General features: G+C 66.9%; 17 protein-coding genes. 8 read left to right on the top strand and 9 right to left on the bottom strand.

Translation table 11 applies throughout. From position 1 onward, the window contains the following. Positions 1-30 precede the first annotated feature (30 nt). From RND78_RS22470 to RND78_RS22460, 3 genes are all read left to right on the top strand, one after another. The gene (locus tag RND78_RS22470; protein ID WP_312732197.1) at positions 31-1,422 is read left to right on the top strand and encodes an aspartate aminotransferase family protein; all 1,392 of its coding nucleotides are present in this window, start codon (positions 31-33) and stop codon (positions 1,420-1,422) included. A 17-nt stretch (positions 1,423-1,439) separates the two neighbouring features. Beyond that, entirely contained in the window at positions 1,440-2,807 is a 1,368-nt protein-coding gene (locus tag RND78_RS22465; protein WP_312732196.1) for a glutamine synthetase family protein, read from the top strand. 165 nt (positions 2,808-2,972) lie between these two features. Continuing rightward, the gene (locus RND78_RS22460) at positions 2,973-3,521 is read left to right on the top strand and encodes a hypothetical protein (protein ID WP_312732195.1); all 549 of its coding nucleotides are present in this window, start codon (positions 2,973-2,975) and stop codon (positions 3,519-3,521) included. 103 nt (positions 3,522-3,624) lie between these two features. Here the strand turns inward: RND78_RS22460 and RND78_RS22455 are convergent, their stop codons facing one another. The 4 genes from RND78_RS22455 to RND78_RS22440 all read right to left on the bottom strand — a co-directional run bounded on the left by RND78_RS22455 (position 3,625) and on the right by RND78_RS22440 (position 9,875). Beyond that, on the bottom strand, positions 3,625-4,956 hold the full coding sequence (locus RND78_RS22455) for a tetratricopeptide repeat protein (RefSeq protein ID WP_312732194.1): 1,332 nt from the start codon (positions 4,954-4,956) through the stop codon (positions 3,625-3,627). A 36-nt stretch (positions 4,957-4,992) separates the two neighbouring features. Next, positions 4,993-5,535, bottom strand: coding sequence for a ProQ/FinO family protein (locus RND78_RS22450; protein WP_312732193.1), 543 nt, complete (start codon positions 5,533-5,535; stop codon positions 4,993-4,995). 282 nt (positions 5,536-5,817) lie between these two features. After that, a complete protein-coding gene (locus tag RND78_RS22445) occupies positions 5,818-6,483 on the bottom strand; it encodes a response regulator (RefSeq protein WP_312732192.1) in 666 nt (221 codons plus the stop codon). Further along, positions 6,480-9,875: an ATP-binding protein gene (locus tag RND78_RS22440; RefSeq protein ID WP_312732191.1), complete on the bottom strand. Its 3,396-nt coding sequence runs from the start codon at positions 9,873-9,875 to the stop codon at positions 6,480-6,482. Before RND78_RS22440 ends, RND78_RS22445 begins: the two co-directional genes overlap by 4 nt. A gap of 301 nt (positions 9,876-10,176) precedes the next feature. Here RND78_RS22440 and urtA point away from each other — a divergent pair, with 301 nt between their 5' ends. From urtA to urtE, 5 genes are read left to right on the top strand one after another with little or no spacing between them, the layout of a single operon-like run. After that, positions 10,177-11,421, top strand: coding sequence for an urea ABC transporter substrate-binding protein (urtA, locus tag RND78_RS22435; RefSeq protein ID WP_312732190.1), 1,245 nt, complete (start codon positions 10,177-10,179; stop codon positions 11,419-11,421). A 57-nt stretch (positions 11,422-11,478) separates the two neighbouring features. Continuing rightward, complete coding sequence (urtB, locus tag RND78_RS22430) at positions 11,479-12,396, top strand: urea ABC transporter permease subunit UrtB (protein ID WP_312732189.1); 918 nt, start codon at positions 11,479-11,481, stop codon at positions 12,394-12,396. A 10-nt stretch (positions 12,397-12,406) separates the two neighbouring features. Beyond that, on the top strand, positions 12,407-13,570 hold the full coding sequence (gene urtC / locus RND78_RS22425; RefSeq protein ID WP_312732188.1) for an urea ABC transporter permease subunit UrtC: 1,164 nt from the start codon (positions 12,407-12,409) through the stop codon (positions 13,568-13,570). After that, positions 13,567-14,331: an urea ABC transporter ATP-binding protein UrtD gene (gene urtD / locus RND78_RS22420; protein ID WP_312732187.1), complete on the top strand. Its 765-nt coding sequence runs from the start codon at positions 13,567-13,569 to the stop codon at positions 14,329-14,331. The genes urtC and urtD overlap by 4 nt, the downstream gene beginning before the upstream one ends. A gap of 56 nt (positions 14,332-14,387) precedes the next feature. Beyond that, the gene (urtE, locus tag RND78_RS22415) at positions 14,388-15,077 is read left to right on the top strand and encodes an urea ABC transporter ATP-binding subunit UrtE (RefSeq protein ID WP_312732186.1); all 690 of its coding nucleotides are present in this window, start codon (positions 14,388-14,390) and stop codon (positions 15,075-15,077) included. 395 nt (positions 15,078-15,472) lie between these two features. On the opposite strand, the gene RND78_RS22410 is transcribed toward urtE, so the two are convergent. The 5 genes from RND78_RS22410 to RND78_RS22390 are packed head-to-tail and all read right to left on the bottom strand — an operon-like array spanning position 15,473 to position 20,882. After that, positions 15,473-16,711: a Zn-dependent hydrolase gene (locus RND78_RS22410; protein WP_312732185.1), complete on the bottom strand. Its 1,239-nt coding sequence runs from the start codon at positions 16,709-16,711 to the stop codon at positions 15,473-15,475. Positions 16,712-16,723: 12 nt separating this feature from the next. Beyond that, entirely contained in the window at positions 16,724-17,899 is a 1,176-nt protein-coding gene (locus RND78_RS22405) for an amidase (protein WP_312732184.1), read from the bottom strand. A 31-nt stretch (positions 17,900-17,930) separates the two neighbouring features. After that, positions 17,931-18,926, bottom strand: coding sequence for an ABC transporter ATP-binding protein (locus RND78_RS22400; RefSeq protein WP_312732183.1), 996 nt, complete (start codon positions 18,924-18,926; stop codon positions 17,931-17,933). Continuing rightward, positions 18,919-19,992, bottom strand: coding sequence for an ABC transporter ATP-binding protein (locus RND78_RS22395; protein WP_312732182.1), 1,074 nt, complete (start codon positions 19,990-19,992; stop codon positions 18,919-18,921). Before RND78_RS22395 ends, RND78_RS22400 begins: the two co-directional genes overlap by 8 nt. Next, positions 19,989-20,882, bottom strand: a complete 894-nt coding sequence (locus RND78_RS22390) for an ABC transporter permease (protein ID WP_312732181.1) — start codon at positions 20,880-20,882, stop codon at positions 19,989-19,991. The genes RND78_RS22395 and RND78_RS22390 overlap by 4 nt, the downstream gene beginning before the upstream one ends. Position 20,883 lies beyond the last annotated feature (1 nt).

Below are 20,883 nucleotides of genomic sequence, written 5' to 3'. Positions count from 1 at the left end.
CCCTTCATTCAACCTCGGAGACCTAGCGTCATGACCACCAGTGGCATCAGCGAAGCGGCAGTCACAACCTTCACCACCCGCGAGCGCGAGCGCTTCCTCGCGCAGAACCCCAAATCCCGCGTCCTCGCCGAGCGCGCCCGGCGCTCCCTGTTCGGCGGCGTGCCGATGCACTGGATGAGCGACTGGTCGATGCCCAGCGCACTCTTCGTCAGCCATGCCCAGGGGGCCCGCTTCTACGACGTCGACGGCCATGAGTACGTCGACTTCTGCCTGGGCGACACCGGCAGCATGTTCGGCCACTCACCCGCGCCCATCGCCAAGGCTCTGGCGGAGCAGGGCGCTCGGGGCCTCACCACCATGCTGCCGGGGGAGGATGCGATCGTCGCCGGCGAACTGCTGGCCGAGCGCTTCGGCCTGCCGTTCTGGCAGGTAGCGGCCACCGCCACCGATGCCAACCGCTATGTGATCCGCTGGGCGCGGGCCATCACCAATCGCAAGATGCTGCTGGTGTTCGACGGCTGCTACCACGGCACCGTCGACGATGTAATGGTGCGCTATCAGGATGGCCGCACCGTGCATCGCGGCGGCCTGATCGGCCAGGTCAGCAATCTCGCCGAGACCAGCCGCGCCGTGCCCTTCAACGACCTGGCGGCGCTGGAAGCGGCCCTGGCCCAGGGCGACGTCGCCGCGCTGCTCTGCGAGCCGGCCATGACCAACATCGGCATGGTGCTGCCCGAGCCCGGCTTCATGGAGCAGGTGCGCGCCCTGACCCGCCAGTACGGCACCCTGCTGATCATCGACGAGACCCATACCCTGTCCACCGGCCCCGGCGGCTGTACCCGCGCCTGGAACCTGCAACCGGACTTCATCACCTTCGGCAAGCCCGTCGCCGGTGGCGTGGCCTGCTCGGCCTATGGCTGCAGCCATGAAATGGCCCAGGCCATGCGTCTCGCGCAGCAGCACGCCAGCGAGACCAGCCACGGCCATGGCCACAGCGGCATGGGCACCACCCTGTCGGCCAATGCCCTGGCCATGCACTGCCTGAGGGTCAACCTGGAAGAGGTGATGACACCCGCCGCCTACGACCTGATGCTGCCGCTGGCCGCGCGCCTGGCTGCCGGTTTGCGCGAATTGATCGCCCGTCACGGGCTGGCCTGGTCGGTGACCGAGCTGGGCGCCCGCTGCGAATTCCAGTTCTGCGTCACCCCGCCCAGGACCGGCGCCCAGGCCGAAGCGGCCTTCCACGATAGCCTGCAGCAGGCGCTGCACCTCTATCTGATCAACCGCGGCATCCTCATCACGCCGTTCCACAACATGACCCTGTGCTGCCCGGACACCACCGCGGCCGATGTCGATCGCCTCATCGCCACCCTGGATGACGCCCTGACCGAATTGCTGGCCGTGCCCGGCGCCCGTTGCTGAACAGAAGAGAACTCATCATGAAATTCGCCGATCCCCAGGAAGCCCGGGATTTCCTCGCCGCCCACCCCGAGGTGCGCAGCATCGAGCTGATGCTGATCGACGCCAATGGCGTGCCCCGCGGCAAGCTGCTGCACCGTGACGAACTGCTGGCCATCTACGAGCAGGGCCGCCCGTTGCCCAGCTCCATCCTGGCCCTGACCATCCAGGGCGAGGACGTCGAGGCCACCGGCCTGGTCTGGGAAGTGGCCGATGCCGACTGCTGGACCTATCCGGTGCCCGGTAGCCTGACCCTGCAACCCTGGCGCTCGTCCCCGACCGGCCAGGTGCAGGTGACCATGCACCCGACCCAGGGCCTGCCGGCGTCCCCGGCCGACCCGCGGCATGCCTTGATCCGTGTGATCGAGCGCCTGCAGGCCGATGGCTTCCATCCGGTGATGGCGGTGGAGCTGGAGTTCTATCTGCTGGATCGCGAACGGGATGCCGAAGGGCGTCCGCAACCGGCGCTGCTGATGAACGGCGCCCGGCCCCAGGCACCCCAGGTCTATGGAGTGTACGAGTTGGAACAGCTGCAGCCGTTCCTGGACGATCTCTACGCGGCCTGCGAGGCGCAGGGCCTGCCGGTGCGTACCGCCATCTCCGAATACGCCCCGGGCCAGGTCGAGCTGACCCTGGAGCATCGCTTCGATGCCCTGCAGGCCATCGACGAAGGGGTGCGCTACAAGCGACTGGTCAAGGGCGTGGCCAATCGCCATGGCTTGCAGGCCTGCTTCATGGCCAAGCCCTTCGGCGACCGCGCCGGCAGTGGCATGCACCTGCACGTCAGCCTGGCCGACGCCGAGGGCAACAATCTCTACGCCAGCGAAGACCCCGAGGGTACGCCGCTGCTGCGCCATTCCATCGGCGGCATGATGGATAGCCTGCTCGATTCCCTGGCCATCTTCTGCCCCAACGCCAACTCCTACCGGCGCTTCCAGGCCAACAGCTATGCGCCGCTGGCCAAGAGCTGGGGGGTGAACAACCGCACCGTGTCCTTCCGCGTCCCGGGCGGCTCGGCCGTCAGCCGCCACATCGAACATCGCATCTGCGGCGCCGACGCCAATCCCTATCTCGCCGCCGCCGCCATCCTCGCCGGGATCCACCAGGGCATCCGCGATCAACGCGATCCCGGCCCGGCCATCGTCGGCAACGGCTACGAGCAGGCCACCGAATTCCTGCCTACCGACTGGTTCACCGCGCTGCAGGCCCTGGAGCGCTCCAGCTGGGCGCGGGAAGCCCTGGGCGAGCGCTTCGTCGAGATATATCTCGCCATCAAGCGTACGGAGTACCGGCAATTCATGGCCGAGGTGGGCGAGCAGGATTGGCGGTGGTATCTGACCCACGGTTGAGCCAGGTAGCGATGTCGTCGTCACCTGAATTGGTAAAGGAGATCAGGCAGATGGGAGGCTGCCGCCGTTAGCCGGTAAATCCGAAACGGCCGTCCGCCGGCATTTTTGTCGCTGCATCCGACGTTGCATGCTAGGCCTTTTCAAAAAGGGGGCGGACGAGAGCCTATGCCGAACATTCCCCCTCTGCTCAAACTTTGCTCCCTGCTTTGCGTGGTTTCGCTGGCGGCTGGATGTACCTCCAGCGTTCCACCCAAACCTGCTCCGGTCAGTTATCAGACCAACTTCACCCCTACGGATGAGTATGCCGTCTTGATTCTGCGGAGCACGGGTGCCCCCATGCCAGTAGCCTATTCGCTTACGTCGAAGGAGCACGGCGAGGTGCAAGTTGGAAAGGTCTACGACGGCGCCACCGGCGACGAGTTGCTATTGCCCTGGATTGCAAAATTTTCCAAGAAGATGAACAGCGGTCTACTCAAGGCGGTACCGTCTAGAGAGACAGTTTTGGACGTTGGAACGCTCTACGGGGTACATGGAAAATCCGAATGGTCGAATGCCTCGGGGGGAAAGGGATCCTGTGGGCCGGTATACAGCACTTTCACGCCTGAGCCCCACAAGCGTTATCTCGCGCTATTCACCTTTTTCAATGGCTACTGCAAGCAGGAGATATTCGACGTTACCAATGGGGCGCCAGTGTTGCTCAAACGTGAAAGCTAGCCGCTGAGAAAGAAGACGACGGCTACCTATCGGACATGCTTCGCTGATTACGCCAGACGAAGCGTCTCGTACTACCGGTAAGGACTCGCCGTGGTATCGCCCGCTATTGGAACTTGCCTTCAGCCGCCAATGCCGTCAGCCACCGTCCATCCCGCCGCGACGGGCGCCGATGTAGGCGCTCGTCCAGCAGGGCCAGGGCCTGCTCGCTCTCGCCGCTGCGCATGAGGGCCACCAGCAGGGTGTCCTCGAAGACCTCGCGTTGGGCGCCACTGCCGCCGATGCGGGCGATATCGGCGCGGACGGGTTCGAGCAGTTGGATGCAGCCGCGATAATCTTCCTCGGCGAAGGCCAGCAAGGCACGACACAGCAGGGCGACGACGGGGCCAGCAGGGAGGGTGCCTGCCTCCAGCCGTGCGGCTAGTCCGCTGAGGCGGGCGTCCACGGCGGACCGGTCGCCCGTCGCTGCGGCAAGCATGGCCATGTGGACATCGGCGAAGGGCAGCCCGGGTTGCGGGAAGAGACCGCTGGCGCTGGTCGCCGTGGCTTGCCAGAGCGCTGCCGGTACCTCCCGGCCCTGGAGTGCCAGGCGCCACAGGAAGGAGGCGTTGTCGCTCACCCGGTTGAGCGGGCCGGCGGTGGAGTGGGCCGGCGCCACATAGGTTTCGTAGAACGCCAGCGCACCCTGGTCATCACCGCGTTCCAGGGCCACCAGCGCACCATGCCAGGCGATATGCCCGTGCAGCGTGCCATGACGGGGATACTCGGGCAGCCAGTCGGCGATCAGTCGTGCCGCCTCTTCGCTGGCGCCGGATTCATGCAGCACATGGGTGAGGGCATGGGCAGCGTTGACGTTCTGGCGGCGCAATTCGAGGGCTTTTTCAGTCAGCGTCCGTCCGCGCAGCACATCGCCGTTCTCGCCGAGCGCCCAGCCGTGATATGTCTGGAACCACCAGTCATCCGCGGCGAAGTGCCGGGCATGGCGTTCGCAGAGGTCGACGCGGGCCTGGTCATGGTCGGCCCGGCCGGAGAAGGCCAGGAGACCGAAAGCGCCCAGGGGCAATCCCAGGATCAGGATATCCCGGGGCCAGCGTTCGGCATGGTCCAGGGCGCCTTGCAGCGCCTGGGCGGACTCACCCGCCACCAGCCGCTGCAGCACCTGGACGTGGCTGCGCTCGCGCTCCGTCCCGCGCTGTACGATCAGGCGTTGCGCGCGCTCGACGGCGCTGCGCGCCGCGCTCACCTCGTTGTCGATCAGGTGCAGGCGGGCGCGGGCGGCCCAGGCCAGGGCGAAGTCCGGGTCCAGGGCGATCGCTCGCTCCAGGGACGCGTCCGCACCGGGCCAGAGGGACAACAGCAGGTCCACGCCGCTCCGGTAATGCTCGGCAGCGCCGGAGGAGGTCGATAGCGGCAGACCGTAGCGGTCGTTGGCAGGCATGGCGATCTCGACCGGACAGATGCTGTGACAGCCCCGTTACCCAGCCGATTCCGCTTGGGGCGCGACGCTGGCCTCGACCGCCTTGTCCTTCGCCGGCGCCTTGTCGCGACGGGCCTGTGCACGTTTGCGGCGGGCCTGGCGCGACGCATGCAGTGCCTGGGAGGCGGTCACGACGCCAACCGCTTGACCGGTCAGGTCAAGACGGGGCGCATTTTCCTTCATGCTCGCCCAGTAACGACTGCCCTGGCACCAGGCCGCGATACCCAGTTTCAACTGGTCGATGGAGATACCGAGCGTTCCCAAGTGCTGCTCGGCATCCTTGAGGATGCCTTCCTTGAGCGGCACCTTGGGCGCCGGATTGACCGGGAAGGCCAGCGGGAAGTGCTTCTGCAGGCGCCGAATGGCCTCGAAAGCCGCTTCCTCTTCGGGAGACCTGACTTCGCGCGGCGGCTTCTGCGGCTTCTGAGGTCTTTGCGCCTTCTGCGACTTCTGCGGAGGTTGCTGCTTGGTAGCAGGTTGCAGCTGCGCCTTTTCGGCGCGGAGCCGGTCGCGAAGCTCGGCTAGTTGTTCAAAACCCATTGTGCAGCTCATCGGTAGCGGATTTGGTCGGGCGCGAGGATACCCTAAGCCAGGCCTTCGCACAGCGTTGGCGGTCTGCGGGGGCGCGATCAACCGACGAAGGTACCGGCTCCATGCACACTTTCGGCACTCGGCAAGCGCACCGGGGCGATCGCCTGACATGTACCTTCCCGCCGGGTGAATCGAAAAAAGCTGCACGGGGATGGGACCAAATCCGCCCAACGGTATGCGCCGCCCCTGTAGCCGAAGGTGCGTCTGGAAGTGCCCTTCGCAGCGCTTTCGTCATCGACAGGCGGCGATGGCCAGGGTGGCGGCCGCGGTACGGGTTTCCACGCCGAGTTTCACGTAGACGTGTTCCAGGTGCTTGTTCACCGTGCGGGGCGAGAGGCCGAGGATGTCGCCGATGTCGCGGTTGGTCTTGCCGCAGGCCACCCAGTGCAGCACCTCGACCTCGCGCCCGGTCAGCTGGTAGCGGCTGCTGAGCGGTGCCAGGTCCAGCTTGGTTGCGGATGGCGGGCGGCTGGGCGGCAGCCTCCTGGCCGCCTGGAGTTCCCGGGCCGTGCGCAGGTGGGCGGCCACCCGTGCCAGCACCTCGTCGGTCTTCAATGGCTTGGTGACATAGTCGATACCGCCGGCGGCGAAGGCTTCCACCACGTGCTCGCTGTCGGTCAGGGCGGTCATGAACAGCACCGGGATGTCGGCGAGTTCGGCCTGGGCCTTGATCCGACGGCAGGTCTCGAAGCCGTCCAGACCGGGCATCACCGCGTCCAGCAGCACCACGTCCGGCCGGCGACGCTGCATGCGCTCCAGGGCACTGGCGCCGTCCATGGCCACCAGCACCATGTAGCCGGTGGCGTCCAGGGCGTCGGAGAGCAGGGCGAGATTGTCGGGGGTGTCATCGACGATCAGCACGACGCCGGCGGGAGCGGGCTGTAGGGCGGCATTCATGGGTGTTCTCCTTCCAGGGGCAGGTCGGCCGGCTGCAGGGCGTCCTTGAGGCGGCGGTTGAAGTCGTTGAGCTGGAAGCGCTTGACCAGGGCGCGTAGGGACGCGACGTAGACGGCGCTGGCGGGTTCATCATGCTCGATCCGGTCCAGGCATTCGAGGATACCCTTCACATAGCCCAGGGCACCCAACTCCCGCAGCTCGGCCAGACTGGCGGCGCTCGGCGCCTGCAAGGGCGCGAGTGGCAGCTTGGCCGGCCCCTCGGGGCGCTCCAGCCAGTGCAGGTCCAGGTGCCTTTTGATCTTTTCCAGCAATTGCGGCGTGTGCACCGGCTTGGCCAGGTAGTCGTCGCAGGCAGCGGCGGCACTGCGTTCGCGGTCGTCGGCGAAGGCGTTGGCGGAGATGACGATGATCGGCGCCCGGGAGAGGCCGTTGTGGCGGATCAGGGTGCTGGTCTCCAGGCCGTCCAGCAGCGGCATGGCGAGGTCCATCAGGATCAGGTCGGGCTGCCACAGGGCCACCTGGCGAATGGCGTCCTGGCCGTTGCTGGCCTCGGCCAGCTCGAAGCCCAGGGGTTCGAGCATGCCGGCCAGTACGCGGCGGTGGTCGAGGTGGTCGTCCACCAGCAGTACCCGCCGGCGCGGCCCGTGGTAGCCGCTGATGTGATGTTCGACATGCACCAGGGCCTGGGGTACGCGCACCTCGGAGAGGAACAGCCGGACCACGAAGCGGGTACCCTGGCCGGGGGTACTCTGCACATCCAGGGCGCCGCCCATCAGGGTTACCAGCATCCGCGTGATGGTCAGGCCCAGGCCGAGGCCGTTGTCCTGGCGCAGCGGGTCACCACGCTCGAAGGGTTGGAACAGTCGCTCCAGCTGCTCCGGGGCGATGCCCTGGCCGCTGTCGCTGATCTCGAAGGTGGCGGTTTCCCGGGCATAGGTCACCCCCAGCACCACGCCGCCCCGGTCGGTGTAGCGCACGGCATTGCCGAGCAGGTTGATGAGGATCTGGCGGACACGTTTCTCGTCGCCGCGCACCACCGCCGGCAGGCGGCCCTGGGCGTCGAGGCGGAAGCTGAGGCCCTTGTCCTGGGCCTGGGGGGCGAACATCTGCTGCAATTGCTCGATGAATTCCGGAAAGGCGATTTCCGAAGGCTCCAGGTTGAGCTTGCCGGCCTCGATCTTGGCCACGTCGAGCAGGCCGTCGATCAGCGACAGCAGGTGCGAGCCGCTGCGGTAGATGGTGGCCAGGGCCTCCTGCTGGCGACTGCTGCTGGTGGGGTCGCGCTGTAGGATCTGGGTGTAGCCGAGGATGCTGTTCAGTGGCGTGCGCAATTCGTGGGACAGGCCGGTGACGTAGCGACTCTTGGCGGCATTGGCGGCTTCCGAGGCTTCCTTGGCGCGCTGCAGGGCCTCGTCGGTCTTGCGGTGGGCCTGGATCTCTTGCATCAGCAGTGCCGTCTGGCGGGTCGATTCCTCCAGCGCCACGTGGCGACTCTCGCGGGTCAGCACCACCCACCAGGCCAGCGCCCCGGCGAACAGGGTGAGCACCATGAAGGCCTTGAAGAAGCCCTGGTAGAGCAGGTGGCGCTCGTCGCCCTGGAGGCCCTGGGAGACCTGGCTGTAGATCAGCGCCAGGGCGCAGAACATCAGCCCGACCATGACCAGGAGCACACCCAGGTAATGCGCCAGGCGGGTATGCAGGCGCGGCACCGAGGTATTCGGCAGCAGCCAGCGCAGCAGGGTGTCGAATTGCGCGGCCAGGCGTGCCTCGGGTTTGCACAGGTCGCCGCAGCGCGCATCCAGGGCGCAGCAGAGCGAGCAGATGGGCGCGCCATACGCCGGGCAGAAGGCGATGTCCTCGCGCTCGAAGGCATTGGCGCAGAGCACGCACTCCAGGTGGACCTGGGCGGGATGGAGCAGCTTCAACACGCTGGTGCGGGCGATGTAGTAGCGGCCGCGGGTGAGCCAGGCCAGCAGTGGCGCGCAGACCAGCGCGGCGAGCAGGGACACCGCGGGCGACGCGGCCTGGGCCAGGGCGCCGAACAGCCCGGCGTGGGCCAGGCCGGAGAGCAGCGAGGCCAGCAGCATGGCGCCGACGCCCACCGGATTGATGTCGTAGAGGTGCGCGCGCTTGAATTCGATGTGCTTGGGCGATAGGCCCAGGGGCTTGTTGATTACCAGGTCGGCGACCACCGCGCCGATCCAGGCGATGGCGATGTTGGCATAGAGCCCGAGCACCTCCTCGATGGCCTCGAACACCCCCAGCTCCATGAGCATCAGGGCGATCAGCACGTTGAACACCAGCCATACCACGCGGCCGGGATGGCTGTGGGTGACCCGGGCGAAGAAGTTGGACCAGGCCAGGGAGCCGGCATAGGCATTGGTCAGGTTGATCTTCACCTGGCTGACGATGACGAACAGCACCATGGCGCCCATGGCCCATTCCGGCGAGGCGAACACGTAGCCGAAGGCGACCAGGTACATCTGGGTCGGTTCGGCGGCGCGCTCCAGGGGGATTTCATGCTGCAGGGCGAGAAAGGCCAGGAAGGCGCCAGCGAGCATCTTCAGCGCCCCGGGCAGGATCCAGCCGGGGCCGGCCAGCAGCAACGCCGCCCACCAGCGGCAGCGGTTCTCGGCGGTCTTCTCGGGCAGGAAGCGCAGGTAGTCGACCTGTTCGCCGATCTGGGTCACCAGCGCCAGGCCCACGGTACAGGCAGCACCGAAGTACAGCAGGTTGAAGGCGCCGCCCTCGCCCTCGCGTCCGGCGAAGGTGGTCCAGTCCGCCAGGGCGCCGGGGTTCTTGGCGATGACGAAGGCATAGGGCAAGGCCAGCAGGATCAGCCAGAGCGGCTGGCTCCACAGCTGCAGGCGGTTGATCAGGGTGATGCCGTAGGTGACCAGGGGAATGATGATGATCGAGCAGATCACATAGGCCAGCGCCAGCGGGATATGGAAGTACAGCTCCAGGGCCAGCGCCATGATCGCCGCTTCCAGGGCGAAGAACAGGAAGGTGAAGCTGGCGTAGATCAGCGAGGTGATGGTCGAACCGATGTAGCCGAAGCCGGCGCCGCGGGTCAGCAGGTCCATGTCCACCCCATAGCGCGCCGCGTAGTAGCTGATCGGCAGGCCGGTGAGGAAGATCACCAGACTCACCGCCAGCACCGCCCAGAGGGTGTTGGTGAAGCCATAGCTGATCGCCAGGGCGCCGCCGATGGCCTCCAGGGCGAGAAAAGACAGGGCGCCCAGGGCGGTATTGGCGATACGGAACTCCGACCATTTGCGAAACGAGCGCGGCGTATAGCGGAGGGCGTAGTCCTCCAGGGTCTCGTCGGCGACCCAGCTGTTGTAGTCCCGCCGGATCTTGGCGATGCGTTGCGTCCCGGTCTGCTGCACGGCAGGGCTCCTGGCGGTTCGGCGCTCGGCTCGTCAGGCAATTTCCGTGCCCCGGCTGGAGGCCTCCGGGCCTGACGCCTCGGTATGGCGCGCCGCGGCAATCCTGCTTGCTCCGCGCGGGCGCGCGCGAGACAGAGGATGCCCCAGGGTGTTGCAGTGGGATGTACGTCAGATGACGTAGGCCCTTACGTCATCCTGCGTATGTTCCCGGGCGGCACCGGCGCCCCATCCTTGCTCCGCAGCGAAAACCCGCAGTCCTGGCCACCAGGGACGAACGGCAATCACCTAGAGGAGCGAGAAGATGCACAGATCATCGGGCGTGAAATCCAGCCTTCCCCGGCGCCTGGCGCTGGGCGCCGCGGCGTTGTCCCTGCTGGCGGCCAGCGTGTTCAGCCAGGGCGTCATGGCGGACGCCGCCAATACCACGGGCCTGGCCGTCACCGACAAGGAGGTCACCGTCGGCCAGTTGCATTCCGCCACCGGTACCATGGCCATCTCCGAGACCGGTGCCATCCAGGCCGAACGCCTGGCCATCGAGCAGATCAACGCCCAGGGCGGGGTGCTCGGCCGGCAGGTCAAGATCGTCCAGGAGGACGGCGCCTCCGATTGGCCGACCTTCGCCGAAAAGGCCAAGAAGCTGCTGGAAGCCGACAAGGTGGCCGCGGTGTTCGGCTGCTGGACCTCGGCCTCGCGCAAGGCGGTGCTGCCGATCTTCGAGAAGGACAATGGCCTGCTCTACTACCCGACCTTCTACGAAGGCCTGGAGCAGTCGAAGAATGTCTTCTATACCGGCCAGGAAGCTACCCAGCAGATCCTCACCGCGCTGGACTGGCTGGCCAAGGAGAAGGGCGCCAAGACCTTCTACTTGGTGGGCTCGGACTACATCTGGCCGCGCACCTCGATGAAGATCGCCCGCAAGCACATCGAGAACGTGCTGCACGGCGAGGTGGTGGGGGAGGAGTACTACCCGCTGGGCGGCACCCAGTTCGGCTCCCTGACCAACAAGATCAAGCTGAAGAAGCCCGACGTGGTCTTCGCCGCGGTGGTGGGCGGTTCCAACGTGGCCTTCTACAAGCAGCTCAAGGCCGCCGGCATCACCGCCGCCAAGCAGAACCTGCTGACCCTCTCGGTGACCGAGGACGAGATGCTCGGCATCGGCGGCGAGAACATGGCTGGCTTCTACTCCTCGATGAAGTACTTCCAGACCCTGGACAACCCCAACAACCAGGCCTTCGTCGAGGCCTTCAAGGCCAAGTACGGCAAGGACGCGGTGATCGGCGACGTGACCCAGGCCGCCTACCTCGGGCCCTGGCTATGGAAGATGGCGGTGGAGAAGGCCGGCAGCTTCGACGTCGACAAGGTGGTCGCGGCCTCGCCGGGCCTGGAACTCAAGACCGCGCCGGAAGGCTACGTGAAGGTGCACGACAACCATCACCTCTGGAGCCGCTCGCGCATCGCCCAGATCCAGCCGGACGGCACCTTCAAGGTGGTCTACGAGTCCCCCGAGCTGATCGAGCCCAATCCCTTCCCCAAGGGCTATCAGTAAGAGCCTGTTCGGGGTCGCCTCCGCGGCGGCCCCGCCCACCTTCGCGGGGAGATCTCCATGGAAAGCTTATCCGACTTCGGCGCGATCGCCGTGATGCAGGGCTTCAATGGCCTGTCGGTGTTCTGCGTGCTGCTGCTGATGGCGCTGGGCCTGGCGATCATCTTCGGGCAGATGGGCGTGATCAACATGGCCCATGGCGAATTCCTCGCCGTCGGCGCCTACACCACCTATGTCGTGTCCACGCTGATCCAGCATCACCTGCCCGCCTTGCAGCCCTATTACTTCCTCTTCGCCATCGTCCTGGCCTTCTTCGTCGCGGGCGCCATCGGCTGGCTGGTGGAATGGGCGATGATCAGCCGGCTGTATCAGCGGCCGCTGGACACCCTGCTGGCCACCTGGGGCCTGTCGCTGATCCTGCAACAGCTGTTTCGCTCGGTGTTCGGTGCCCGCGAGGTGAGCGCCGAGATGCCGGAATGGCTGATGGGCTCCTGGAGTCCGACCGCCAGCATCGACATCCCCAAGAACGGCCTCTTCGTCATGGCCGTGACCGTGCTGCTGACCATCACCCTGTTCCTCATGCTCTATCGCTCGCGCTGGGGCCTGCAGGTCCGCGCCACCATGCAGAACCGTTTGATGGCCCGCGCCGTGGGCATCAACACCCGCCGCGTCGACCGCCTGACCTTCGCCCTGGGGTGCGGCGTGGCCGGGGTGGCCGGCGCGGCCTTCACCACCATCGGCTCCATCGGCCCCACCGCGGGCTCGCTGTACATCGTCGATACCTTCCTGGTGGTGGTGTTCGGCGGCGCGGCCAGTCTGCTCGGCACCATCGCCTCGGCCTTCGGCATCGCCCAGGCGCAATCGCTGCTGGAGTTCTTCCTGTCCGGCTCCATGGCCAAGGTCCTGACCCTGTCGGCGGTGATCCTCATCCTGATGCTGCGGCCCCAGGGGCTGTTCTCGGCAAAAGTCCGCAAGTAGGGAGCTGAAGATGAACAAGGCAATCGACAACCTGCTCGGCGGTCGCCAGGGTGCCCTCGGGCTCATGGTGCTGGCCGCGCTGATCCTGGTGGTCTGTCCGCTGGCGCTGGATACCTTCCGCCTGAACCTGGTCGGCAAGTACCTGACCTATGCCTTCGTCGCCGTCGGCCTGGTGCTGTGCTGGGGCTACGGCGGCATCCTCAGCCTCGGCCAGGGCATCTTCTTCGGCCTGGGCGGCTATTGCATGGCGATGTTCCTCAAGCTGGAGGCCTCGGACCCGGCGAGCACCAAGATCCAGTCAACTCCCGGCATTCCCGACTTCATGGATTGGAACCAGATCACCGAGCTGCCCTGGCTCTGGCAGCCGTTCCACAGTTTTACCTTCACCCTGGTGGCGGTGGTCGCGGTGCCGGCGCTGCTGGCCTTCGTCATCGGCATGGCGATGTTCAAGCGGCGGGTGGGTGACGTGTACTTCTCCATCGTCACCCAGGCCATCGCCGCCATCCTCAGCATCCTCATCATCGGCCAGCAGGGGCTGACCGGTGGGGTCAACGGCATCACCGACCTGAAGACGGTACTGGGCTGGGATATCCGCCCGGACAGCGCCAAGGTCATCCTCTACTTCGTCAACGCCGCGCTGCTGTTCGCCTGCATCCTGCTCGCCCGCTTCGTGCTGGCCTCCAAGCTCGGCCGGCTGCTGGTGGCCATGCGCGACAAGGAAGAGCGGGTGCGCTTCTCCGGTTACGACGTGGCCAGCTTCAAGATCTTCGTGTTCTGCCTGGCCGCGGCCTTCTCGGCGGTGGGCGGGGCCATGTTCGCCTTGCAGGTGGGCTTCATGTCGCCGTCCTTCGTCGGTATCGTGCCTTCCATCGAAATGGTCATCTTCGCCGCAGTCGGTGGGCGCCTGTCGCTGCTCGGCGCGGTGTACGGCACCCTGCTGGTGAATTTCGGCAAGACCTACTTCTCCGAGTCCTTCCCCGAACTCTGGCTGTACCTGATGGGCGGGCTGTTCATCGCGGTCGTCCTCTATTTCCCCAATGGTCTCGCCGGCCTGTGGAAGAGCCATGGCCTGCCGCTGCTTGCACGGCTCAGACGCCGCCAAACCACCCACGCCGTCGCAGCGCCGGCCACGACCACTGCGACCAAGCCCTCTACTCTGGAGACCACGCGATGAATACCAGCCCCGTCGGTTTCCAGCTGGCCAAGCCGGTACTGGCCGTCGAAGGCCTGACCGTCTCCTTCGACGGCTTCAAGGCGGTAAACGACCTCAACCTCTATGTCGACCGCAACGAGGTGCACGTGGTGATCGGTCCCAACGGCGCCGGCAAGACCACGGTACTCGACCTGATCTGCGGCAAGACCCGCGCCACCGCCGGCAGCATCGAATTCAACGGCCGCGAGCTGACGAAGATGAAGGAATTCGACATCGTCCGCGCCGGCGTCGGCCGCAAGTTCCAGAATCCTTCCATCTACGAAAACCTCACGGTGTTCGAGAACCTGGAAATGTCCTATCCCGAGGGCCGCAAGGTCTTTGGCGCGCTGTTCTTCAAGCGTAGCCCGGCGGTGGTCGCGCGGGTGGAGGAGGTGGCCGGGCAGATCTTTCTCGCCGACCTGCTGCACCAACAGGCGGACCTGCTCTCCCACGGCCAGAAGCAGTGGCTGGAGATCGGCATGCTGCTGATGCAGGACCCGGAGCTGTTGATGCTCGACGAGCCGGTGGCGGGCATGAGCGTGTCCGAGCGGGCCCAGACCGCCGAATTGCTCAACCGCATCAGCCAGGGCCGCTCGGTGTTGGTCATCGAGCACGACATGGAGTTCGTCAAGAGCATCGCCCACAAGGTCACGGTGCTGCACCAGGGCAAGGTGCTGGCCGAGGGCAGCATGGAGGCGGTGCAGAGCAATCCCAAGGTTATCGAGGTGTACCTGGGGCACTGAAAATCTGAGCCTTCGTCCATCTCCACTCACCCAGCCGATCACGGGAGATCCCGGCCATGTTCACCATCCAGAACCTAGTCTCAGGCTACGGCCAGAGTCGCATCCTCCACGAGCTCAGCCTGGATGTGGCGAAGCAGGAAATCGTCGCCGTCATGGGCCGTAACGGCATGGGCAAGAGCACCTTGTTTCGCAGCCTGATGGGCATCCTGCCGAGCTGGAGCGGCAGCGTGGCGGTGGACGGCCAGGACGTCTCCCGGCTGGAGACCCACCAGCGCGTCGAGCGCGGCATCGCCTACGTGCCCCAGGGGCGGATGATCTTTTCCCATATGACGGTGCTGGAGAACATCCAGACCGGCCTGCCGGCCTCGGCGAAGGGCAGGGTGCCGGACGATCTCTATGCGCTGTTCCCGGTGCTGCACGAGATGCGCCAGCGCAAGGGCGGCAACCTCTCCGGCGGCCAGCAGCAACAACTGGCCATCGCCCGCGCCCTGGCCACCAATCCCAAGGTGCTGCTGCTGGACGAACCGACCGAGGGCATCCAGCCCTCGATCATCAAGGACATCGCCCGCACCCTGAAGGAGATCCGCGCCCTGAGGGACCTGACCATCGTGGTCTCCGAGCAGGTGCTGTCCTTCACCCTCGACATCGCCGACCGCTTCCTGGTGATCGAGAAGGGCCGCTTCGTGGTGGAGGAGACCGGCGACAGGGTCGATGAGGCCATCATCAGTCGCTATCTGTCGGTCTGAGCGCCTGTTCGTCGTCGCTGGTTCGTCACGCATTGATCGCGGGCATGCCGGTGCGCCGTAGCGACCGCTCCTACGGGTATCGGCTCGCCTGTAGGAGCAACTGTCTTATCGCTATGGATACACCCGTAGCGTGGAAAACGGCGCAGCCTTTTCCACTGGAGACTTGGTGGCAAGGGGGCGCCCTTACTCCAACCCTCTCCCGAAGGGAGAGGGGGCTATCCGAGCCAGCGTTCAGGTCCATCAGTCCCAGCAACATCGAGATAACCCGTCGTACCTCACCTGTGGGAGCGGTCGCTACGGCGCGCCGGCATGGCCGCGATAGCGAACGTCCACCTTCCGCTTGCTCGTGTGGTGTTTCAGACGGTCGCCGCTGAAACACCACACGAGAACATCCCTCAGGACGCCCGGGCCAGCACCGCGTGCAGCAACACATCGGCACCCGCGGCCAGGTGCTCCTGCTGGGCATCCTCCAGCTCGTTGTGACTGATGCCGTCCTTGCAGGGCACGAAGATCATGGCGCTGGGCGCCACCGCGGCCAGGTAGACGGCGTCGTGGCCGGCGCCGCTGACCACGTCCATGCTGGCCAGCCCCAGGGTGTCCGCCGCGCTCCGTACCAGCCCGATGCAGTCGGTATCGAAGTGGCAGGGCTTGAAGTAGACGACCTGTTCCACGGCGACCTCCAGCCGCGCATCGCTGGCCATCAGCGCCGCGCAGCTGTCCCGTAGCGCCTGGTCCATGGCGGACAGCACGGCGTCGTCGAGGGCGCGCAGGTCGACGGAGAACTTGACCGTACCGGGGATGGTGTTGCGCGAGTTGGGCGACACCTGCAGGAAGCCGACCGTGGCCCGCGCATGGGGGGCGTGGTCGAGGGCGATCTGGTTGATCCGTTGCACCAGCTGGGCGGCCGCCAGCAGCGCATCGTGGCGCTGGTTCATAGGCGTGGGGCCAGCATGGGCCTCCATGCCGGTGACCACCACGTCGTACCAGCGCTGGCCGAGGGCGCCGGGGACCACGCCGATGGTCAGGTCGTGGGCCTCGAGGACCGGTCCCTGTTCGATATGGGCCTCGAAATAGGCATCGAACATCCCGTTGGGCACCTCGCCGGGCGCCTGGCTGCCGGCGCAGCCGATGCGCGCCAGTTCACCGCCCACGGTCAGGCCATCGATGTCCTGTCGCGGCAGCACCTCGTCGAGGCCGAAGGCACCGCTGAACACGCCGGAGCCCATCATGACCGGGACGAAGCGCGAGCCTTCCTCGTTGGTCCAGGCTACCACCTCCAGGGGCGCGGCGGTGCGGATGCCGGCGTCGTCCAGGGTGCGTAGCACCTCCAGGCCGGCGAGCACGCCGAAGTTGCCATCGAACTTGCCGCCGGTGGGCTGGGTATCGATATGGCTGCCCATGGCGACGGCCCGGCGACCAGGGTCGGTGCCTTCACGGCGGGCGAAGATATTGCCGATGGCGTCTACTCGTACGCCCAGCCCGGCTTCCCGGCACCAGGCCACGAAGAGGTCACGCCCTTGGCGGTCCAGGTCGGTCAGCGCCAGTCGGCAGACGCCGCCCTTGGCGGTACCACCGATCTCGGCGAGGTGCATGAGAGACTGCCAGAGGCGGTCGGAATCGATCTGCAGGGTCATGGGTAGCTCCAGTCAGGACAGACGGTGGCCGGTCAGGCGACGGGCCAGGGCGATGAGGGAGAGATCGCTGCCGCGCGGGCCGATCAGCGACAGCCCCAGGGGCGCACCTTCGACCCGCAGCAGCGGCAGGGAGAGCTGGGGGCAGCCGGACAGCACCGACAGGCAGAGCAGGCGGATGGACAGGTTCCGGTAGTCCTCCAGCGTCTCGTCCGAGGTGCTCAGCAGCGGCGCGACGTCCGGCATGGTCGGCAGCAGGAGTACGCCGTCCCGGCCGAGCAGCGCCTGGAAACGTTCGGCGAAGTCCTGCGCCGTCTGCCTGGCGGACGCGACCTGGCCGTCGTCGAGGGTCTGGGCCCAGGCCACGCGTTCCTTCACGCCCGGCCCGAGCTGGACCGGATGACGCGAGAGGAAGTCACCCTGGTTCTCCCAGACCTCGCGGCCCTGGATGTGGCGGAAGGCCCAGTAGAGTTCGTCCAGGGGCAGCACCGCGCCCTTGACCGGGGTCGGCAGCAGTTCGAGCTCGTCCAGCAGGGCGCGGGTGGCCTCGCGGACGCTGGGGGTGACCAGGGCCAGGAGGTCGGTCGCCAGCAGCAGTCGCGGCAGCGCTGGCAGGGGGCTGGGATCCGCGCCGAGCAGCACGTCGCCGACCCGGGCGAAGGTGTTCAAATCGCGGGCGAACCAGCCGCAGGTATCGAAGCTGTGGGCCAGCGGCATGCAGCCATCGAGGCTGATGCGGCCGTGGGTGGGACGCAACCCGATCAGCCCGCAATGGCTGGCCGGCGCCCGTACCGAGCCGCCGGTGTCGGTGCCGAGGGCGAAGTCGCACAGTCCGTTGGACACTGCCGAGGCCGAGCCGGAGCTGGATCCACCGGGAATCCGCAAGGGCGCGGCGCCATTGCGCGGTGTGCCGAAGTGGGCGTTCTTGCCGGTCATGGAAAAGGCCAGTTCATCGGTGATGACCTTGCCGGTGAAGCGGGCACCGGCCTCGAGCAGCTGCCGGACGACCGGGGCATGGCTGGACTTGAGCCCGGACGCGGCCAGCTTGTGCGGATTGCCGCAGCCGGTGGGGTAGCCGGTGACGTCGAAGAGATCCTTGACGGCGAAGCTCAGGCTGCCGAGTGGGCCACTGTCCGCGTGCGGGACGAGACTGTCGGGGTAGGGCAGGTAGCAGTGGGCGTGGGCGTTCATGGGGGCTCCGCAGGCGTTCGAAAGGGGGGATTCAGTAGGGGGCGCTGCGCGGTGCGGTCTGCGCCAGTTGCCAGCAGGCCGCGCGGTGGCCATTGCCGAGCGAGGTTGCCTCCGGCACCACCTGGTGGCAGTGCTCCTGGGCCAGTCCGCAGCGTTCGGCGAAGGCACAACCGGGCGGCAAGCGAGACAGGTCCGGCGGGGCTCCGCCGATACTGTCCAGGCGCTTGCCCTTCTGCAGCGCCCCCTCGCTACGGCTTTTCAGCAGCGCCTGGGTATAGGGATGGCGGGGCTGGGTGAGCAGGACGGCCGCCGGGCCTTCCTCGACGATGCGGCCGGCGTACATCACCGCCATGCGGTCGGCGACTTCGGCGGCGGCGCCGATGTCATGGGTGACGAAGACGATGGACAGGCCGAGCTCGCGTTGCAGCTCGCGCAGCAACAGCAAGATCTGGATCTGCACCGTGGCGTCGAGCGCCGTGGTCGGCTCGTCGGCCAGCAGCACCTGCGGATTGCAGGCCAGGGCCAGAGCGATCATGGCGCGCTGGCGCATGCCGCCGGACATCTCGTGGGGAAAGGTATTGAGACGGCGCTCCGGGCTGGGGATGCGCACCCGTTCGAACAACCGCAGGGCGCGCGCCCGGGCCGCGTCCTTGCTCAGGCCCTCGTGGCGGCGAATGGCCTCGCCGATCTGCTGGCCAAGGGTGTAGACCGGATCGAGGGCCAGCAGCGGCTCCTGGAAGATCATGGCGACGCGCTTGCCGCGCAACTGGGTCAGCGCCCTGGACGACAGCGCCAGCACATCCTCCCCGGCGATCTGCAGGCCGCCGGCATAGCGGGTGGTCTTTTCCGGATGCAGCCGCATCAAGGCGCGCAGCGTCACGCTCTTGCCGGAGCCGGACTCGCCGATCAGCGCGAGTACCTCGCCCTGGCCGACCTCCAGGGATACCCCGTTGACGGCCTGGATGCGCTTGCCCGGCGGGTGGAACTCCACGTGCAGGTCACGCAACTGGATGAGGGCCTCAGACATGGCTCGCCTCCGGGGACGGGGTGGGGGAGAGGACGTAGCCGGAGTCGGGCTCGTAGCGCAGGCAGGCCACGCTGCGACCCGGCTCGGCCTCCGCGAAGCGCGGCGCGCGCTGGGCGCAGACGGCTTGCGCGTAGTCGCAGCGGGTATGGAAACGGCAGCCGGACGGGGGCGCTATGGGATTCGGCGGATCGCCCGCCAGGGGTGCCTCCTCGGTCCGGTGCAGGGGATCGGTACTGGGCATGGAGCGCAGCAGCGCCCGGGTATAGGGATGCAGCGGCCGCTCGAACAGGGCATCGGCCTCGCCCACCTCGACCACCTCGCCGAGGTACATCACCAGCACCCGGTCGGAGACGTAGCGCACCACATTGAGGTCATGGCTGATGAAGAGGTAGGTCAGTCCCAGCGCCTCTTTCAAATCCGCCAGCAGGTTCAGCACCTGGGCTTCCACCGACTTGTCGAGTGCCGAGACCGACTCGTCGAGGATGATCAGCCGCGGCTCCAGCGCCAGCGCCCGGGCGATGTTGACGCGCTGCCGCTGGCCCCCGGACAGCTCGTGAGGATAGCGTCCGGCGAAACGGCCCGGTTCCAGCCCGACCCGCGCCAGCAGGTCATGGGCGCGGGCCAGGGCCTCGGCGCGGGAGACGCCGTGCACGGTCGGGCCGAAGGCGATGGAATCCTCGAGGGTCATGCGTGGATTGAGCGAGGCGTAGCTGTCCTGGAAGACCATCTGGGTCTGCCGGCGATAGTCGCGCAGAGGTAGCACCGCGCCGACGGTCTGGCCGTCGAACACCAGCTCGCCGCTATCCTGGCGGGTGAGCTGCATCAGCAGCCTGGCGGTGGTGGACTTGCCGCAGCCGGATTCGCCCACCACGCCGAGGGTCTCGCCCTTGAGCAGGGTGAAGCTCACGCCATCCACCGCGCGCACGGCCAGGCGCTCTCGGCGCAGGCTGAAACCACTTCGCTTGAGCGGAAAATGCTTCTTCAGGTCACGCACGATCAGCAGCGGCTGGGCGGGACCGCCGAGGTCGCGTGGGTCGATCGGGGCGGGCAGGGGCGACGGGCTCATTGCTTGACCTCCATGGCCGAACGCAGGCCGTCGGCGAGCATGTTGAAGGACACCGAGGTGATGAAGATCAGCAGGCCGGGCAGGGCGGCGACCCAGGGCTGGCTGTAGATGGCGGTGCGCAGGGTGTTGAGCATCAGCCCCCACTCCGGCTCGGGCGGCTTGACGCCGAGGCCGAGGAACGACAGGCCGGAGGCCAGGATCATCGACACCGAGATCAGGCTGGTGGCATAGACGAAGATGGGCCCTATGACGTTACCCAGCACGTGCTTGCGCACGATCAGCAGCGCCGAGGCGCCACTGGCCCGTGCCGCATCGACGTAGTCGCTGCGCCGCACCGCGGTGGTCACGCTCTCGGCGATGCGGGCGATCTGCGGCACGAAGACGATGGTCAGGGACACCAGCGCATTGGTGATGCCCGCCCCCAGCGCCCCGGACAGGGCGATGGCCAGCAGCACCGAGGGGAAGGCATAGAGCACGTCGATGCAACGCATGATGACCGTGTTCAGCCAGCCACCGGCGTAGCCGGCGACGATGCCGAGGGTGCCACCGAGGACGAAGGCCAGGATCACCGGGGCGATGCCCATGAACAGCGACAACCGGGCGCCGAGGATCAGCCGCGAGAGCAGGTCCCGCCCGAGTTCGTCGCCACCCAGCAGCAGCCCCGGCGTGCCGATGGGCTTCAGTCGCTTGAGCATCGAGGTGGCGAAGGGATCGTGGGGCATGATCCAGGGCGCGAACACCGCCATGAGGATCAGCAGCAGGATGAGGCTGGCCGAGACCATCGCCAGCGGATTGCGCACCAGCCGGTGCAGCACGTTGGCGAGGTGGCTGCGCGAGCGCACGACGCCGGGCGCAGAGGAGGGGAGGGACGTCTGGATGGCGGCGGTCATG

This window comes from Pseudomonas oryzihabitans, from assembly GCF_032027545.1.
Lineage (GTDB): Bacteria > Pseudomonadota > Gammaproteobacteria > Pseudomonadales > Pseudomonadaceae > Chryseomonas > Chryseomonas oryzihabitans_F.
The sequence above is the reverse complement of the archived record's forward strand: the minus strand, read 5'-3'. Positions and strand labels throughout refer to the sequence as shown.

Excerpts from the sequence above, each read along its gene's own strand:
- RND78_RS22460 (WP_312732195.1), top strand. The coding sequence starts at position 2,973 with ATGCCGAACATTCCCCCTCTGCTCAAACTTTGCTCCCTGCTTTGCGTG.
- RND78_RS22410 (WP_312732185.1), bottom strand. The coding sequence starts at position 16,711 with ATGACCCTGCAGATCGATTCCGACCGCCTCTGGCAGTCTCTCATGCAC.
- RND78_RS22470 (WP_312732197.1), top strand. The coding sequence starts at position 31 with ATGACCACCAGTGGCATCAGCGAAGCGGCAGTCACAACCTTCACCACC.
- RND78_RS22405 (WP_312732184.1), bottom strand. The coding sequence starts at position 17,899 with ATGAACGCCCACGCCCACTGCTACCTGCCCTACCCCGACAGTCTCGTC.
- RND78_RS22465 (WP_312732196.1), top strand. The coding sequence starts at position 1,440 with ATGAAATTCGCCGATCCCCAGGAAGCCCGGGATTTCCTCGCCGCCCAC.
- RND78_RS22445 (WP_312732192.1), bottom strand. The coding sequence starts at position 6,483 with ATGAATGCCGCCCTACAGCCCGCTCCCGCCGGCGTCGTGCTGATCGTC.
- RND78_RS22400 (WP_312732183.1), bottom strand. The coding sequence starts at position 18,926 with ATGTCTGAGGCCCTCATCCAGTTGCGTGACCTGCACGTGGAGTTCCAC.
- urtE (WP_312732186.1), top strand. The coding sequence starts at position 14,388 with ATGTTCACCATCCAGAACCTAGTCTCAGGCTACGGCCAGAGTCGCATC.
- urtC (WP_312732188.1), top strand. The coding sequence starts at position 12,407 with ATGAACAAGGCAATCGACAACCTGCTCGGCGGTCGCCAGGGTGCCCTC.
- RND78_RS22390 (WP_312732181.1), bottom strand. The coding sequence starts at position 20,882 with ATGACCGCCGCCATCCAGACGTCCCTCCCCTCCTCTGCGCCCGGCGTC.
- RND78_RS22455 (WP_312732194.1), bottom strand. The coding sequence starts at position 4,956 with ATGCCTGCCAACGACCGCTACGGTCTGCCGCTATCGACCTCCTCCGGC.
- urtB (WP_312732189.1), top strand. The coding sequence starts at position 11,479 with ATGGAAAGCTTATCCGACTTCGGCGCGATCGCCGTGATGCAGGGCTTC.
- urtA (WP_312732190.1), top strand. The coding sequence starts at position 10,177 with ATGCACAGATCATCGGGCGTGAAATCCAGCCTTCCCCGGCGCCTGGCG.
- RND78_RS22395 (WP_312732182.1), bottom strand. The coding sequence starts at position 19,992 with ATGAGCCCGTCGCCCCTGCCCGCCCCGATCGACCCACGCGACCTCGGC.
- urtD (WP_312732187.1), top strand. The coding sequence starts at position 13,567 with ATGAATACCAGCCCCGTCGGTTTCCAGCTGGCCAAGCCGGTACTGGCC.
- RND78_RS22450 (WP_312732193.1), bottom strand. The coding sequence starts at position 5,535 with ATGGGTTTTGAACAACTAGCCGAGCTTCGCGACCGGCTCCGCGCCGAA.